Origin of the sequence: Paenibacillus sp. 276b (genome assembly GCF_900107875.1) — a bacterium.
Classification (GTDB): Bacteria; Bacillota; Bacilli; order Paenibacillales; family Paenibacillaceae; genus Paenibacillus; species Paenibacillus marchantiae.
On record NZ_FNRR01000002.1, the window covers coordinates 1068574 to 1085600 of the forward strand.

16 protein-coding genes are annotated in these 17027 nt (G+C 46.7%); 9 read left to right on the forward strand and 7 right to left on the reverse strand.

Going from position 1 to position 17027, the window contains the following annotated elements:
• Positions 1 to 90 precede the first annotated feature (90 nt).
• Both BLV50_RS15885 and BLV50_RS33680 read right to left on the reverse strand, forming a co-directional pair.
• Positions 91 to 1140: an HD-GYP domain-containing protein gene (locus tag BLV50_RS15885; protein WP_079697685.1), complete on the reverse strand. Its 1050-nt coding sequence runs from the start codon at positions 1138 to 1140 to the stop codon at positions 91 to 93.
• Between the two features lie 124 nt (positions 1141 to 1264).
• Positions 1265 to 2011: a molybdenum cofactor biosynthesis protein gene (locus BLV50_RS33680; protein ID WP_090808716.1), complete on the reverse strand. Its 747-nt coding sequence runs from the start codon at positions 2009 to 2011 to the stop codon at positions 1265 to 1267.
• 120 nt (positions 2012 to 2131) lie between these two features.
• Here BLV50_RS33680 and BLV50_RS15895 point away from each other — a divergent pair, with 120 nt between their 5' ends.
• The 7 genes from BLV50_RS15895 to BLV50_RS15925 all read left to right on the forward strand — a co-directional run bounded on the left by BLV50_RS15895 (position 2132) and on the right by BLV50_RS15925 (position 8941).
• On the forward strand, positions 2132 to 3562 hold the full coding sequence (locus tag BLV50_RS15895) for a bifunctional metallophosphatase/5'-nucleotidase (protein WP_090808718.1): 1431 nt from the start codon (positions 2132 to 2134) through the stop codon (positions 3560 to 3562).
• A gap of 69 nt (positions 3563 to 3631) precedes the next feature.
• Complete coding sequence (locus BLV50_RS15900) at positions 3632 to 4750, forward strand: HD-GYP domain-containing protein (protein ID WP_063564294.1); 1119 nt, start codon at positions 3632 to 3634, stop codon at positions 4748 to 4750.
• Between the two features lie 223 nt (positions 4751 to 4973).
• Positions 4974 to 6110 (forward strand): radical SAM/CxCxxxxC motif protein YfkAB, encoded by a 1137-nt coding sequence (yfkAB, locus tag BLV50_RS15905; RefSeq protein WP_090808721.1) that lies wholly within the window; start codon positions 4974 to 4976, stop codon positions 6108 to 6110.
• Positions 6111 to 6162: 52 nt separating this feature from the next.
• Positions 6163 to 7551, forward strand: a complete 1389-nt coding sequence (locus BLV50_RS15910; RefSeq protein WP_371121669.1) for a hemolysin family protein — start codon at positions 6163 to 6165, stop codon at positions 7549 to 7551.
• 222 nt (positions 7552 to 7773) lie between these two features.
• Positions 7774 to 8013: a spore coat associated protein CotJA gene (locus BLV50_RS15915; RefSeq protein WP_063564296.1), complete on the forward strand. Its 240-nt coding sequence runs from the start codon at positions 7774 to 7776 to the stop codon at positions 8011 to 8013.
• Positions 8003 to 8278, forward strand: a complete 276-nt coding sequence (locus BLV50_RS15920; protein ID WP_063564297.1) for a spore coat protein CotJB — start codon at positions 8003 to 8005, stop codon at positions 8276 to 8278. The genes BLV50_RS15915 and BLV50_RS15920 overlap by 11 nt, the downstream gene beginning before the upstream one ends.
• Before the next feature lie 93 nt (positions 8279 to 8371).
• A complete protein-coding gene (locus BLV50_RS15925) occupies positions 8372 to 8941 on the forward strand; it encodes a manganese catalase family protein (protein ID WP_063564298.1) in 570 nt (189 codons plus the stop codon).
• Positions 8942 to 9160: 219 nt separating this feature from the next.
• Here BLV50_RS15925 and BLV50_RS15930 read toward each other — a convergent pair whose 3' ends face one another.
• From BLV50_RS15930 to BLV50_RS15945, 4 genes are all read right to left on the reverse strand, one after another.
• The gene (locus BLV50_RS15930; RefSeq protein ID WP_063564299.1) at positions 9161 to 10153 is read right to left on the reverse strand and encodes a 3-oxoacyl-[acyl-carrier-protein] synthase III C-terminal domain-containing protein; all 993 of its coding nucleotides are present in this window, start codon (positions 10151 to 10153) and stop codon (positions 9161 to 9163) included.
• Positions 10154 to 10207: 54 nt separating this feature from the next.
• Entirely contained in the window at positions 10208 to 10558 is a 351-nt protein-coding gene (locus BLV50_RS15935; RefSeq protein ID WP_063564300.1) for a hypothetical protein, read from the reverse strand.
• A gap of 186 nt (positions 10559 to 10744) precedes the next feature.
• Positions 10745 to 11113: a carboxymuconolactone decarboxylase family protein gene (locus BLV50_RS15940; protein ID WP_024629113.1), complete on the reverse strand. Its 369-nt coding sequence runs from the start codon at positions 11111 to 11113 to the stop codon at positions 10745 to 10747.
• A 13-nt stretch (positions 11114 to 11126) separates the two neighbouring features.
• Positions 11127 to 12758 carry a thiamine pyrophosphate-binding protein gene (locus BLV50_RS15945; protein WP_063564301.1) on the reverse strand — a complete coding sequence of 544 codons (1632 nt, stop codon included), beginning with the start codon at positions 12756 to 12758 and terminating at the stop codon, positions 11127 to 11129.
• Positions 12759 to 13164: 406 nt separating this feature from the next.
• On the opposite strand from BLV50_RS15945, the gene BLV50_RS15950 reads away from it, so the two are divergent.
• Positions 13165 to 14136 (forward strand): Gfo/Idh/MocA family protein, encoded by a 972-nt coding sequence (locus BLV50_RS15950; protein WP_090808725.1) that lies wholly within the window; start codon positions 13165 to 13167, stop codon positions 14134 to 14136.
• A 122-nt stretch (positions 14137 to 14258) separates the two neighbouring features.
• Here the strand turns inward: BLV50_RS15950 and BLV50_RS15955 are convergent, their stop codons facing one another.
• A complete protein-coding gene (locus BLV50_RS15955) occupies positions 14259 to 15977 on the reverse strand; it encodes a methyl-accepting chemotaxis protein (RefSeq protein ID WP_090808727.1) in 1719 nt (572 codons plus the stop codon).
• 286 nt (positions 15978 to 16263) lie between these two features.
• On the opposite strand from BLV50_RS15955, the gene BLV50_RS15960 reads away from it, so the two are divergent.
• Positions 16264 to 16950, forward strand: a complete 687-nt coding sequence (locus tag BLV50_RS15960; protein ID WP_063564342.1) for an HAD hydrolase-like protein — start codon at positions 16264 to 16266, stop codon at positions 16948 to 16950.
• The last annotated feature ends 77 nt before the right edge of the window (positions 16951 to 17027 follow it).

The window sequence follows — 17027 nt, forward strand, 5'->3', positions numbered from 1 at the left end:
CTTTTTTGCGTCAAATAATATAACCGTGTAAGAAGTTCACTTGAGCTTGGGTTACTCTAACTGCTGCTGCGCATACCTAAATACTAATGGTTACTGGATATAAATTTCAACGATAGCTACATCTCTTTCCTTCGCTAAATCAATGAAGGCTGTGGAGGTCTGAACGAGTGGGCGGAAGTAATCCGCAGGGTTATTCAAGATAATCAGACCGGTTTCGCCGGTCGTGAGCAGAACCCTTTTGCCAATAAAATTGGGTAGCATGTGTTTGATGAGTTCCTGCGTAACTTCAGCATTCAACTGGCCGAAGCTGAGGCTGTACAGTTCGCATAGCACGGAGATTAATTCCTGCTTGGTCTGATACACCCGATTAGTCGTCATCGCGCTGTACACATCGGCTACAGCCGTTATACGGGCAAATGGATGAATCTCGTCACCTTTCAGTCCGTAAGGGTAGCCACTTCCATCCTCGCGCTCATGATGCTGGAGGGCAACGGTTGCAAGGATCTCGTCCTGAGTGGACTCTTTGACAATCTCATAACCATATAACGTATGTTTCTTCATTTCTTCGAATTCTTCCGGCGTTAACTTGCCCGGCTTATGTAAAATTTCAGAAGGAATCTTGGACTTGCCAATATCGTGAAGATATCCTGCTTTGGCCACGGTTAGACACTCCTCAGGATTGTAGCCCATCCAGCCGGCGATATAAAAAGCGAGCATTCCGACTTGTAAGGAATGGTTGTAGGTATAGTCGTTATCCCCGTCAAGCATCAGCAGCAAGGAGACAACGTCCTTTTGTTTTTCAAGCTGTCCCGTTAGGGTTATCAGTATTTCATCGACCTGAGTCTCATCAATAAAACCCTTCTCCATCGCTTGTCCAAACAGAGATTCTGTACCTTTGATCGTATCGTTAAACAGGTTAGTTAACAGACGGGTTTGATCGGAAGGTAAGGTTTGTGCATCAGAGTGGAGGTCAGATGTTGTATGCTCTACATCTGCGTAATCGATTCCGTGCTGCAGCAGCTTGGCAATATCATCGTCGCTGAGTGTGGAACCTTTCATCAGCATGTGGAGACCCGAACTGTTGTACACATCATTTTTTAACAGGTCGCCAGTTTTAAGATCAGTAACATGCACTCTCACGTATAAACCACCTTTTCCTCGACTAATATCGACATATATGATTATAATAACAAGAAAAAAATGGGTTGACAACGACTTATTTACTAATTTCATCACCCGTCGAACAGGTCGAATGACTAGTTATTTAATTGTCTGTGGGGTTCCAGGGTCCTAGTTGATGACCTTTCCACTCGGAACCATCTTCCCATATTTCTTTTTTCCAGATGGGTACATTCTGTTTGAGTCTTTCAATCGCGTAACGGCTTGCGTCATAACAGTCACTGCGATGAGGGGAGGAAACGGCAATAACGACGCTGATCTCTGCTACGTCTACCTTCCCAATCCGATGGCTAATCGCACATTTTACGCCTGGCCAGCGTTCATTGATTTCACTACCGATAGCTGCCATCTGAGAAAGTGCCATAGGTACATAGGCCTCATATTCAAGATGAACCGTTCGTTGTTGTCCGGTCATTTCACGGGTGGTGCCAACAAAGGTCAGGGCTGCTCCATGGTTTGCCGTAATGACGAGTTCCGTTGTAGCTTCCACGGATAGTGGGGACTGGGTGATCAGGAATAATCCGTCATCCGTACGATGCTCAGGATGGGATGAACGATGTCCGTCACCATTCAAATGGGAACCATCTCCTCCCGATACGGGGGGGATTAAGGCCAGTTCATCCTGGGCCTTGATTATAATATCGGCAGAAGCATACTGCTGGTTTACTGCAAGAAAAGAAACACGTATTTGAGCAGCCGCTTCAGGGTAAGCAAGGCCCAGTTTTTCTTTTAATTGCACAGGAGTTGGATCCGTTCCGGGATAATCATATTCAAGCAGGGATGTGCCCAGACGTTCAGCGATTCCTGCAAATAGTTGAATTGTTAATTTCATGGAAATTACTCACCTCTTTTTAATCTCTAAACCCTATAAATATATCATAACGACGCGGAAAATGTTATGCTTATCCATTAGAGGAATGTACGTTATCGACGATATGAGGGAGGCGGTGTGATGAGCACCAAGAAGGCGCAAACATTAACGATTCTACACACCAATGACATTCATAGTCATTTTGGTTCCATGAGCTCCATCGCCGCCATGATCGGATACGAGAAGGAACAGGCTGGAGAATTTCTGGTAGTGGATATCGGAGATCATATGGACCGGATGGCAGTTGAGACGGAGGGTACCCTGGGGGCAGCCAACGTGGATGTCATTAACCTGACCGGTTATGATGCGGTAACGATCGGGAACAACGAAGGACTAACATTTACATCCGAGCAACTGGCACAGTCTTACTCTGGACTTCTGTGTCCTGTTGTATGTGGAAATGTTGTGGAACAGGCTACAGGCCTGCCACCTGTCTGGATGAAATCCTCTCTCATTTTGGAGAAGGGGCCTTTTCGCATCGGTTTGCTTGGTGCTACAGCACCCTTTACCGCTTTTTATGAATTGTTGGGTTGGGATGTATTGGACCCGGTAGAGACGCTGCGTGAGCAAGTTGAAGCTTTGCGTCCTCAGGTGGATGTAGTCGTTATTTTGTCTCATCTGGGGCTTTCCACAGATCGCAGATTGGCCGAACAGATCCAGGGCATCGATGTCATTCTGGGCGGACATACACATCATGTACTGGAAGAACCATTAATCATTGGTCAGACAGTGCTTGGAGCGGCAGGCAAGTTTGGCCAGTGGCTCGGTAAGGTGGTACTGGAGCGGGAATATGAAGCGAATGAACTTACACTGGTGAGCAGCGGCTGTGTTCCGGTCCAGAACATGTTGCTCGAAGAAAGCGTATCGCTGGCTATAGATACACACCGGACGGAAGCTGAGCGTGCGCTGGGCCAAACAGCCGTTATTACGGACAGGACGCTGACCATTGATTACGATCATGAGTCACCGTTTGCGTCATTGCTTGCCCAGGCAGTTCGGCAGTTCACTGGAGCGCAGTTGTCTCTTGTTAACGCCGGGCAGCTCCTTGGAAATCTTCCGCAGGGGAATATCACGAAGGGAATGTTACATTCCCTATGTCCATCTCCCATTAATGCCTGTACAATATGCTTGAATGGAATTCAGATTCGGGAGGCTCTGGAGCAGTCCCTGTTGTCAGAGTTTTCACGTAAACCGATTATCGGGTTTGGATTTCGTGGGGATATTTTAGGAACATTGTGCATGGATGGTATGGATGTGGAGTATGACCCCCATTCGCCTCCATATGAGAAAATCCGTGCCATATATATTGAGGGCGAGCCGGTTCATGATGAACATGAATATGTGGTAGGAACACTCGACATGTTTACCTTTAACGTGGGATATCCGTCCCTTGCTCTTGGAACGGATATATCGTATCGACTTCCTGAATTCATACGTGACCTGCTCGAAACGGAATTAAAAAGGCCTGGGGCGCTGGATGACAGCCTGCGATCCCGTTGGCATAAAATCTAACAAGTACTTGCCTTCTGCTGAAGCGGCGGCTAGTGGAAATTACATCTACGGAGCGGGAGAGGATAGGCTGTGCGTTTAGTACATATAAACCTATTGCAGCCTGGCATGAAGCTGGGGAAACGAATTTATAGTGAAGAGGGTTTGGTTCTGCTCAGTGAGGGAGTGGAGCTGACCAGTCGGTTGATTGGACGTCTGAAGGACCTGGGGATTGGATATGTGTATATTTCGGATGCAGCAACAGAGGATATCATCATTCCGGATATGCTGCAGGAAGAGACCAGGCGCAGAGCGTTAGTTGAGATCAAACAGCAGTTTCAGAGTATGTCGGGTCTCAAAACCAAAAGCCGAATCCCACACTTTGGAAAAGCACTTAGCGGGTTAATGAATACGATTCTGGAGGACATCGGCAGTCAGAAGGAAGCAATGATTATGCTTATGGATATGAACGCCAGTGATTTTGACCTGTATAATCATTCTCTTAATGTATGTGTGTATACGCTGGTTCTTGGTGTGGCATCGGGTTATACCCGCCAGCAATTAATGGAGATTGGTCTGGGTGCCTTGTTACATGATATTGGAAAAACACAGATTGCTCCAGAAATTCTGCACAAGCCTGCCAAATTGAGCGATGAGGAATTTAAAATCATACAGCAGCATACTACATATGGACATCGTATTCTCAAAGACGAACCGGGTATACCGCTCCTTGCTGCCCATTGCGCATTACAACACCATGAACGGATTGATGGCAGCGGCTATCCTTTTGGTTTGAAAGACAAAGAGATTCATGAGTACGCCAAATGGCTAGCTCTTGCCGATTCGTATGATGCGATGACAACCAATCGGGTATATAAACAAGCTTTGCTGCCACATCAAGCTGTGGAAGTATTATACACGGGTTCAGGAACTTTATATGAACAGCGAATGCTGGAGAAGTTCCGTGACTGCGTAGCCATTTATCCCTTAGGTATCTCCGTCACGCTGAGTACAGGGGAGGTCGGGGTTGTTGCAGACATCCATACGCGCATTCCGCAACGACCACGTATTCGTGTTCTCAAGGATGCTGACGGACAGACATTAAGTGCACCCTACGAGATCGATCTGTCTACAGCGTTGTCTGTTATGATTACAGGTGTTGAGGGTGTGGAAGACGCTACGCCAGCTTCAGCGCGTGGCGAATTATTTTGATATCCTGACGTCAAATGGAGAATGGGTCAACGCTCATTTCGTAATATCCGGGCCAGCAAGGCCTTGATATTACGCGGGCGTTTTTTGTCATGTAATGGACAGAGCATGCTCATGCCAGAGCACAGGAAATTGTGCTATGATTAAAGATAACTCCAAAAGTTGCAGACGGGGTATGTTGTAAATAAAACTTTTTAGGTTAATAAAAGGAATAAGGTGAAGAACAATGACCATGCTAAACTCAGGATCGGTAGAACCGATGCCTTTATCGCCGACTAATGATCCTTGGGATCCGATCGGCTCTTTGCGTACATATGGACGCCATGTGCTGACCAGTGTAGAAATGACCGTGACTCATCTGTGCAATATGCGCTGCGAGCATTGTGCGGTAGGAGATATGTTAACGATGCGCGAAGCACCTGCGCTTCCGCTGCCTTTGATGCTTAAAAGGCTGGATGAGGTTGAGCACCTTCAGACGATCAGTCTGACGGGTGGTGAGCCGAGCTTCAGCCAGAAGACCGTGGATGAGATGATCATTCCGCTCCTCAAATATGCCAAGGAACGGGGCATTCGTACCCAGATTAACTCCAATCTGACGCTGGATTACCGTCGGTACGAGCAGCTTCTGCCTTATCTGGACGTTATGCATATCTCATTCAATTATCTGAATGCCGATGACTTTCACCAAGTTGGGTTTGCCAACAGTGGTAGACCTGTAAAACGGGAAGTCGCGGTGAAGATGTATGAGAAAATGATTGAAAATTCCCAAAAACTCAGTGAAGCGGGCATGTTTATCTCTGCGGAGTCCATGATTAACTTCCGTACTCATGACAAGCTTGAGGGCATTCATCAATTGATCCGTGAGATGGGCTGTGTCCGTCATGAAGTGCATCCGATGTATAATTCGAATTTTGCTTCTTCGCTGCCGGTGCTTTCCCTTGATCATATGAGAGCAGCAATTCATCGTTTGTTAGATGTGCGTGACAAGGATATGTGGATGCTGTTTGGTACACTTCCGTTCTTCGCATGCAGTGCAGCAGAGCAGGATCGCGAACTGATCAACCGCCTGTATAGCGAGCCTAAAGTGACGGTTCGTAATGATCCCGATGGTCGTAACCGCGTTAACGTGAACATGTTCACTGGGAACGTGTATGTTACCGATTTTGCCGACATCCCGGCGTTTGGCAACATTCGTGACCGGAAGCTGGATGACGTATTCCATGAGTGGTCGGCGGAACATCCTTTGAATCAGACAGTGAACTGTCATTGTGATGCTGCTTCTTGCTGCGGTCCGAATCTGCTGGTGGCAGATATGTATTATAAAGGTGTGGATTTCAAATCGAGAAAAGCAATTACACGTTGATATTCCAGGTGTATTCCTGAAATAGAGAGAAAAGGGGAGTTTCGACTTGGGTATTCATACCGAATTTCATCTTGGGCAGTTGGTTTTTAATCTGGTCTGTGTGTTTCTGCTCGTATTTTTGAATGGTGTATTTGTCGCAGCGGAATTTTCTCTGGTCAAAGTTAGACAAACACGCCTCACTCAATTACAGAGTGAAGGGAATAAGTTGGCTGGTTATGCACTGAAGGTGAATGGTAAATTGGATGCCTATCTATCGGCAACCCAGTTCGGAATCACGCTGACATCGCTGGGGCTTGGTTGGCTAGGTGAACCGGCCATTTCCGAATTGCTGGTCGAACCTCTAATGTTCAAGCTTGGTGTAGCGGATACAGGACTTATATCCACGGTATCGGTCATCATTGGTTTCTGTATTATTACGTTTTTGCACATTGTGCTGGGTGAGCTTGCGCCCAAATCTCTGGCGATTCAAAAAACAGACGGAGTGGCTTTGTTGCTATCCGCACCGTTGCTGTTATTTTATAAAATTTTCTTCCCATTCATCTGGGTACTGAACGTATCAGCCAATGCACTGCTGCGTTTGGCGGGCATTGAACCCGCCAGCGAAGGGGAGGCCCATTCGGAAGATGAGCTTCGCATCTTGATGAAGCAAAGTGCGAAGAGTGGTGTTATCGACAAGGATGAAATCAAACTGATGGATAACATCTTTGATTTCTCCGATATGCTGGCACGCGAAATTATGCTGCCACGTACGGATATGGACTGTCTGTACACTCATATGTCGCTGGAAGAAAACCTGAAAATCATTAATGCAACGAAGCATTCCCGTTACCCTGTAGCTGTTGAGGATAAGGATGAGATTATCGGATTTATCCACATTACCGATCTGCTTCTCGCTGAACCAGCCCAGCAGCATGATCTGGCTGCGCTTGTTCGACCAATTCTGAATGTTCCTGAATCGATGGAGATCAGTCATGTACTTCGTTTGATGCAGAAAAAGCACTCCCAGATGACGCTGGTGGTCGACGAATATGGCGGTACAGCCGGCTTGCTGACTGCTGAAGAGATTTTGGAAGAGATCGTTGGTGATCTATATGATGAGTTCGAAGACGAACGTCCGCATATGGAGCGCAGTGGAGAAGCCTTTTCCATCGATGGTCGTTCCCTGATTGAAGAGGTCCATGAATGGACAGGAGCTGTCATTGAGGATGAGGAAGTTGATACGATTGGCGGCTGGCTATTCAAGGAATTGGAAGGCAGCGCGGTCAAAGGTAAAACACGGGAGCAAAACGGTTATGTCTTTGAAGTGGAAGAATCTACCCGTCTCCGAATTACCCGTGTGAAGGTATATAAGCGACCCGATCCTGAAGAAGATAAGGTGGAAATGGAAGAAAAGGAACCAGGTTCGATGCAGGATGATGATCGTGAACGTAACAGGGACTGAGTATTGATGAAACAATCATTGATGCTTATGCCGCCATATCAAATGAAGTGACCTTTGGACACTGCCCAGCGGGGGAAGTTGTTCGAAGGTCTTTTTTTGCGTTCCGCTAAATATGGGATTAACTTGGGGGACAGCGACATATGGTTATAGAGACGGGAAATGAAAGCTTGTAATGTAGGGATGTCGAATGTACCAAATCAGTGATGAAGGAGGCGTTGTTCTGTGTCAGATCCGCAGCTTCGTGCTTACGCCCCTTTTGTGGGGCCGTTTGATCCATGTCCACCGAAGACGATTCGGACGTACCTGGTTCCTCCGCAATTGTTTATCCCATTTCAGCCGATGGGCTGGCCGCAGTACAGTCCCGCAGAAGCTTTAAGAATTGGAACGTTGTGGCCTGCTTTATACAGTCCTTATACACCTGCGAGCTCGAAGGGAAGGAAGGTGGAAGCAGATGGAACCTGAAGCACCCAAAGCCTGTGATGCAAAATACTATGAGCTGCTGGAGGAACTTCAGGCCCTGGATTTTGTATTGGTTGAGCTGAATCTGTATCTGGACACCCACCCGGGCGACTATCAAAGCATCGAGCAATACAACAAATTCAGCCAGGAGCGGATGAGAGTGGCACATGAGTTTCAGCAATTGTACGGACCGCTGATGAACTTTGGGCATGCTTTCTCCAAATATCCGTGGGAATGGTCCCAGACACCATGGCCTTGGCAAGTGTGAGATAACATCCTCGGGTTTCCTTGCAGTCGTTCCAGGCCGGGAACTCGAGGGATCGTAACAGGTAGGATTTGATTTAAAAGAGGAGGCGTCTGCATGTGGGTGTATGAGAAAAAATTGCAATATCCCGTTCGGGTTAGCAAATGTGATCCTCATATGGCGAAATTGCTGGCTGAACAGTATGGAGGCGCAGACGGAGAACTGGCGGCTGCCCTGCGGTATCTGAACCAGCGGTATACAATTCCGGACAAGATTATCGGGCTGTTGAATGATATAGGGACGGAGGAATTTGCTCATCTTGAGATGATTGCAACAATGATCTACAAGCTGACAAAGGATGCGACTGTGGAGCAACTGGAAGCAGCGGGGCTTGGGCCGAACTATGCACAGCGTGATTCTGCTTTGTTCTATACGAATTCTTCCGGTGTACCATTTACAGCAGCCTACATTGCTTCGAAAGGGGATCCAATCGCAGATTTGTACGAGGATATTGCAGCGGAAGAGAAGGCTCGGGCTACATATCAGTGGTTGATCGATCTGACGGATGACGTGGATCTACAGGACAGTCTCAAGTTTCTGAGGGAACGGGAGATTGTGCATTCCTTGCGTTTTCGTGAGGCAGTCGAGATTCTTAAGGATGATCGGGAGACAAAGAAGATTTTCTGATGAGGACAACATATCATTCTCATTGCCGTTCTCTGCAAAGGGAGCGGTTTTTGCGATGAAAGGAACGTTTAGAGCATGCTCCTCGTTGGTTTTGAAGTAATGGGGATGGAATGTTATCCAATGTAAGTTATCATTCAAATATAAAATAATAAAAAAGCAGGACCATCCTTTTTTTGTTAAAAAAGGCTGCCCTGCTTTTTGGAATTCCGTGTCAAGCTCTCAGTATTCAACGACCATGGCAACATTTTGCCACCCAGCTCCGACTGTCCAGAACAGCACTTTATCACCACGCTGAATTTGGCCGGATGTAATGGCTCGATGTAATGCAATAAACGGACTGCTGGTTGAGGTGTACCCGAACTCGTCTCCGATGTAGACGGCAATATCTTCGCCAATGCCAATGTTTTCGGATACAGCACGTATATTGCCAATAGATAATTGGGAGAAACAAGCGGCTTTGATCTCGTCGGCTCCTATCTCGTTACGACTCAGCAAAGTTCGAATCGATTCAGAGGCTGCACCTACACAGATGGAATCATCAAACGGTATGAATTTGACATGGAAGGCTCCCGCGTCAACACCGGTTTGGCCCAGTTTTGCAAGACCTTGTGCCGGGAAAAGAGAATTGCCGTACACACAGGTATCGGTCTGATAGATCGAGTCAATAAAACCGACAGCCTGCTCATTCCGCTCAACAATGACAGCTGCTGCTGCGTCCCCAAAGTTCGCGAAGTATACAGGATCATCCGGACTGGCGTGAGGAGCCACGTAATCCGAGCCAATAATCAAAGCACGACGAATTCTGGGATTGCTCATCATCTGACGGCTAACTTGTTCAAAGGCTGCGGTCATGCCCGCACAGTTGGCATTGCTATCAATGCAGATCGTATGGGATGCCCCGTTAATCAGGCGATGAATCATTAAGGAATTCGTAGGAAAGATGTATTCCGGCGTTTGACTTGCATAAGCAATCAGATCGATATCGGCACCGGTGAGTCCGGTCTTTTCGAGCAAATTACTGGCGGCCTCAAAGGCCATGCTTAGTGAGTTTTCATCATCGTTGTCAATTTTGTAACGTGTATCACGCCCAAGTGCCTTTAACAATCCCCGAATATCTACACCTCTTGCATCAAAATGTTCAATATAAAAGTCATTGCCCACCTTGTTCGTTGGATGATAGATATCGATATCTACAATACGAATTCCAGCCATCTTCATTCTCCTTCTGAGCGGATGGGTGAACCCTCAGCTTGTCCGCCTGGTTTATTAGGTCGTAACCGTGGAGATGATCTCAAGATTTTCCAGTCCGACAGACCGTCCAAGACGGGACAGCTGCATTTTCAGAATGGCATTATTCTCAAGCGTCAACACCACTTTTTTATATTCATCTTTTTTGAACATCTGCAGGCAGCCCTCGAGAAGAGGCACAATTTCCGGAGCGGTAACATTCAACTTTTTGCAATCAATATTCAGCTCATACTCCTTGGTGTTAATCGGAGCGATCGTGTCCTGATATGCCGAGATGGAACGTAAACCGTCTTCTTGAGAGAAAGAGCCCTCCAGTTCAATGTTCAACACCTTGTTCGGAACGTCAGTATTCAGTATAAAACTTCCCATGATTGTTATCTCTCCTTTAAATGAGTTAAGGCTATCCCGCTCACCAAGACATAGGCCTTGAGGCCCTCGCTGAATGCTTCTGAGATGTAGGCGGATTCGAAGGATAATTTAACCATATTATAAAGGTAGAGATGTAATAAGATCAATAAAAAAGTCGAATCGTGTATAAAAATGTAGAAGAGTGAATTATTGGATTTCATCCAGTGTAGCGAGCAATATATTAAAAGCACTGATGATCCGCGGTGCTCCAACACAAGGTGCCAGATGCAGCAAAATTCCTTTGAGCTGATCTACAGTTACACCGACACTTAGCGCCATCGTATAATGAACCCCCAACTGCTCATACTGCCCTTGTGAGATCAGTGAGGAGATAATCGCAACTTCCTTCCATTGATCGGTAATAGTGGTACGTTGAAAAATATCACCGTAAGCCGTTCCCATAATAAACTCGGCGAGCTCAGGGAACTGATCCTTAATGGGTGCCAATGCTTTTGCACCATATTCACCCGAAAGCTTTGCAAAACGCTCCAATCCTTGAGTTACTTGTTCACTCATGCCTATGTTCCTCCTAATTCAAAGTCACGGTACGGTGAGCCGTGGGTGGAATCTCGTCGCGATCGGTAAGAAGCTCAATTACAGTAACTTGGTTCAGCTGCTGCGCGGTCTGTAGAGCAGATGTGAATTCGGCCCGTGTTTCCGCCCGGAAAGCAACAGCGCCGAGAGACTCCGCAAACTTTGCCGCATCCACGGGAACCTCGTACAAGGTGCCATCGATCCGGCCTGTTGTTTTTTCCATGCCTTTCAGTGCCATATCCAGCTGTTTATTGTTCACGACGATGAAGATGACATGCAGATTGTTGCATACAGCAGTGTTAATCTCGGTTCCAAGCATCATGAAGCATCCGTCACCTGTAATGCATACGATGGTTTCTTCCGGTGCGGCAGTCTTGGCCCCAATAGCCATGCCGATGGCATTACCCATGCAGGCAAAGTAGGCGTCAAACACAAAGCTGCCGGGTTTCTTGACTTTATATCGTTGAACGGCATGAAAACCATGACTACCATCATCTACAAACAGCTTATGATCATATGGAAGCAGTTCACTCATTTCTTCCAGCACGGATGCCAGGGACAGGTTCGGCAGATCCGGGAGAGGTACGGTGTAATCTACAGTTGTCGTTTCTTTTGGAACAATAGGTTGTTCTGTCAGTGTACCGAGCAAAAACTGCAGGTTGTCCTTCAAGTCTCCGGTGATATGTAAGGTTTGAGCGTTAAGTATTTTACCAACGAATGTAGGATCAGCGTCGAATTGAATCAGATGTGCAGGATGGTTCTCAGGCTTCAAATTACAGATCGTCATATCACTTAGACGTGAACCGAGTACGATATAGAGATCACTTTGATTCAGTAGTTCATCTGCATGAGGGAAGCCACCAACACCGCAGGGCCCATGATATAGGGGATGATCCCAAGCAATGGCACCTTTTCCGCCAGGAGAAGTAATGACAGGAATATTGAAATGTTCGGCAAAATGGAGCAATTCATCATGGGCTCTGGCGCGGCTGACGCCTTTGCCTGCAATAATTAAAGGATGACTGGACTGTTGAAGTAAGGGGAGGATACGATTCAAGTTGGATACGCTAATCAGGGGTTCTGGCTCCGGGATGACAACCCGAAAGTCAGCAAGCTGTTCGGTTTGTACATCAAAAGGAAGACAGAGATGGACGGGCCCTTTGTTGGGACCGAGTGCAATGGAAAGGGCGTGATTCAATATGGTGCTGAAATGATCACCACGCTCCACCAGTTTGCTGAATAGCGTGGCAGGACGGAACATCTCCGCCAGATCAGCCAAGTAGGAAGAAGAGTCCTGACATTGCGGAAGCCCCAATTCCTGAATGGATTGATGACCCGTAATAAACAGGACGGGCAAATTATTGGCCTTGGCATGGGCTGCAGCGGTGAGCAAGTTGGTTCCGCCCGGACCAGAAGTGGCGAAGGCCACACCCAGTTTCCCTGTTTGGAGGGCATAGCCCGATGCGGCAAAGCCTGAACTGGATTCATGGCGACCTGGAATGAATTCCAAACCGTAATCGACCATTTTCAGGACAGCAGGACAGATGGATTTTCCGATAATACCAAAGACATGAGTAACGCCTAAATTACGCAGAGCTTCTGCCAAATAGTCCGCAACTGTTCTCATGCGGGACACCTCGCTTCACAAAATAGGTTTTTGGACCCACAGGTCAAGTTCCATTTTTGGAGTGTATGTCGTTGTCTAAGGTTGTAAAAGGAAATAAATCCTTGTTAATAGGAAGAGTAGCTTTTTTTGTGGTTTTTTGTCAACCGCTTTTATGAGTATAAGTTCCTGATTCTTAGGTTGGAAACGCTTAATGTCTTGTCCCATATGAGAAAATAAATTGGTTATATATTCCTGCAACGAATTACCTATAAACAATATTTATAGAATTAAATGTAAAATAATATATAATATGATGTATTTTTTTGTGTAGATCAAATTAGAAGCGTATGCTTTCCATTTCGTATCCGTGCAAGGATTGGCAATATTATGCTTTCTGTTATACTGAAATTCGATGGGAGTGAGTTGAATGACAACGATAAAAATGGCCGTAATTGGTCTGGGCAAAATGGGAATACATATGATACATCAGGCAACAGAGGCAGAACTATCCGAAAAAGTAGAGATTGTAGCAGTGTGCGATTCCAGTGAGGAAAATTTGACATCGTTTGCTTCCTCGCATCCGGAGACGAAGACGTATATGGATTTCAAGCAATTGCTCGACACACATCCGGTTGATCTGCTGTACATAGCAGTTCCACCTAAATATCATTATCCAGTCGTTATGGAGGCATTAAAGCGCAAGATTCATGTATTCTGTGAGAAGCCACTGGCCAATAGCGTGGAGGAAGCTAGAGCAATGCTCGAGGCAGCCGAGAAGGCTGGTGTAGTACATGCAATTCATTTCTCCATGCCGCATGAACCATCAGTAGTGAAATTGCAAGAGCTGATTCGTCAGGAAACGATTGGTGAGATTCGCAAAATCGATCTGATTCTGCAATTCCCTCAGTGGCCACGAGCGTGGCAGCAAAATGCCTGGATTACCAGCCGCGAGCAGGGCGGATTCATTCTTGAAGTGGGAATCCACTGGATTCATATGATCCAAAATGTGTTTGGTGCTATCCGTGTGATTAACAGTGAGGTTCAATTTCCTCAAAATACAGGTGAATGTGAACATGAAATTCAGGCCGCGATGGAGCTAGAGGATGGAACCCGAATTCAATTAAATGGGATTGCTCATTTTGCAGGTGAAGAGCGTGTATCCATGGTGGTTTACGGTACAGAAGGAACGATTGCCTTGGAAAACTGGGACCAACTATGGAGTGGGCGCATCGGAGAGCCGCTTGTTCCCGTCGAAGTAGATGAATCCTTAAGCCAGCTGCCTGTACTTAAACACGTCATTGCCCGTATTCAAGGCCAACCTGCCAAAATATACGATTTCAACGATGGCTATCATGCACAGCTTGTCCTTGAAGCGCTGCGTAATCCGGATCAATCCTGATCGAAAAAGGTACTGAGCTAGAAAAGGATTCATGTTAAATGTTCTTTCATTTTGAAAAAAAGAAGCAGATCCCTATAGAGTGGGATCTGCTTCTTTGTGTTATCTGGGACTGATCAATAGGGTCAGGACAGCTTGAATCGGTTAACCAATTGATCAAGCGCATCTGACATTTCGTTCAATTGCTTGGACGTATCCGCCATTTCCTGTAACGACGCAAGCTGCTCCTCGGTCATAGCCGATACTTCCTCCGTGGCAGATGCGGTGTCCTCTACAACGGCTGATACTTCGTTAATGGATGTCATTACTGCTTCGCTGCCTGTGGTGAGCTCTTCAACCACAGCGGATACATCCAGCATCTCAGCGCTGAGGTCTTGAATGTGCTGCGTAATATTCGCAAAGGCTTGGCCCGCGTCTTCAATCGTCTGTAAGCCTTCGCTGACATGCTGTGTACTGCCTTCGACTTCATGAACGGTGCTCTGTATACCAGCTACGACCGTCTCCAGAATGCTTGTAATTTCTTTGGCAGAGGTGGCGCTTTGATCTGCCAGATTCCGAATTTCGCCAGCGACTACAGCGAATCCGCGTCCATTCTCCCCTGCACGCGCCGCTTCAATTCCGGCATTGAGCGCGAGTAGATTCGTTTGTCTTGCAATGCCTGACATGGAATCGGCAATGTTGATGACCTGATCGGACATTTTGGATATTTCATGAATGGCTCCCTGAACAGACAGGAAGGATTGTTCGATGGTCCCCATTTTGCCAACCGCATTATTAATTCGCTGCTGTCCATCGAGTGCAATGGACTCTGTGCGTACAGCGCGTTCAGCAGCCTCCGATGCGGAGCCAGCAACCCGGTTGAGTCCGGTCAGGGATTGTTCCATGGCGGCAACCATCGTCTGTGTAAGTGCAACCTGCTCATCTGCGCCTTCGGCCACACGTTCCATGGCTGCGGCAACCTCTTTTCCAGCCAGATGACTGTCGGACACGCCTTTATCCAGCCGGTCAGATGCGGCGTTCAGGGTGGTAGCGTTGCTTTGGACGTCCAGCATCATCTGCTGCAAACCAAGGAGCATCGTATTGGCTGCCTCCGCAAGTTCCCGCGTTTCATCCTTCATCGGCGTGGCAATGTGCAGTGTCAGATCGCCATTGGAGGAGCCGATGTCATTCAGCGCGCGGATTACTGTTCGGATGTTTTTTACAATGGAACGGGATAGAATCAAGGCTGCAAAGATCGAGATCAAGGCCACAACGATAAGCGCTCCGTAAAGCTCCCAGTTCAAAATTTTGTTCTTTTGCTTCAGCGCTTCGGTGCGATTTTCAGTCAACGCCAGCTCATTGGTGCGAAATGTATTCAATAAACCGCGAATCTCATCCATATCCTTCTTGCCGGGGTCCTCCACAAAAAATTGCCTTATCGCCGCCATATCATTCGCTTTTCGAAGCGCAATAACCGGTTCGCCAGCGATTTGAATCCAGTCATCCATTTTAGCTGAAATTTTTTCAAGAAGTGCCTGCTGTGCCGGGTTATCCGAGACAAGCACCGCAAGCTGATCCTTGAGTATATTCTTCTGTTGAACGCCTGTGTTATAAGGGTCCAGGTAGTTTTCTTGTCCTGTAATTACATAACCTCGTTGTCCTGTCTCCATGTTCACCATAATATTTTCAATCTCATAGGTTAGATCATGTACCTTCATATCGTGATCCACCAGAAAGTCCAGTTCTCGTTGCAACTGGCTGATACTGTTTTGAATCAATAAAATAGAGCCAGCGAGCACCGCGAGTACGAGCAAATAACCTAAACCAATCTTATAAAAAATTTTGAAGGTCCTGTGCTTTTTCATGTTTGTTATGCCTCTCCTTGGGGTATATGTATTTGTCGAAAAAACTTGAACAATAGCTATTATAGTCCTTTAGGTGTGGTGTCTAAAGAACTATTTTCAGTATTATACTTAAAGGATGTTTACTTGTATATAGTTTGTTTAATTTAAGTATAATGTTTGTGGATTTTGTATGGCGTCGACGATACAGATGTTTTACATTGCGCGGTTTACACTGCCAAACGTTTATGTTTATCATGGAAGGGGAACGATTCCGAATACATATCCCAATCCGAAAGGAACATTGGACATGACAAAAGAGACGGTATTGCGTAAACCGGAAGCGATGATTTTTGATATGGATGGTACTTTGTTTCAGACGGAAACTCTGTTGTTGCCAGCCTATCATCAGCTGTTTGATACATTGCGGGCCGAAGGGCATTTTGAGGGAGAGACTCCTCCTGAAGAACGAATGCTGGGAAGCCTGGGGATGTTGCTAGAGGATATATGGAAAGTGGTTATGCCCGAAGCTTCAGTTGCGGCCCATCGACGTGCAGACGAATTGCTGCTTCAGTTGGAGATTGAAGGGTTGGATGGGGGAAGCTCGCAGCTGTACCCACAAGTAAAAGAGACGCTGAAAGCGTTGAAAGAACAGGGTGTGCGGTTGTTTGTCGCCAGCAACGGGCTGGAGGACTATGTCAAAGGCGTGGCCTTCGCCCATGAGATCATGCCGCTCTTTGAAGGCGTGTATAGTGCTGGACAGTACAAGACCGCTTCCAAAGTTAACTTGGTTCAGATCCTGCTTGAGAAGCATCGGATTCAGGATGCATGGATGGTAGGGGATCGCTCTTCGGATGTGGAGGCAGGCAAAATGAATAACCAGACCGTTATCGGCTGTGCCTATGCAGGGTTCGGACGGGACGAAGAACTGGCAGGATCAGATGTACTGATCTCTGATTTTACGGAACTGCTTCGTTTGTATCGGGAAGCCGAGTAGAACAAAACCCAAAAAACCGACCACCCCTAGTCCATTCGGACATTGGAGTGGTCGGTTTTTTAGTTCAAGGAGGATTT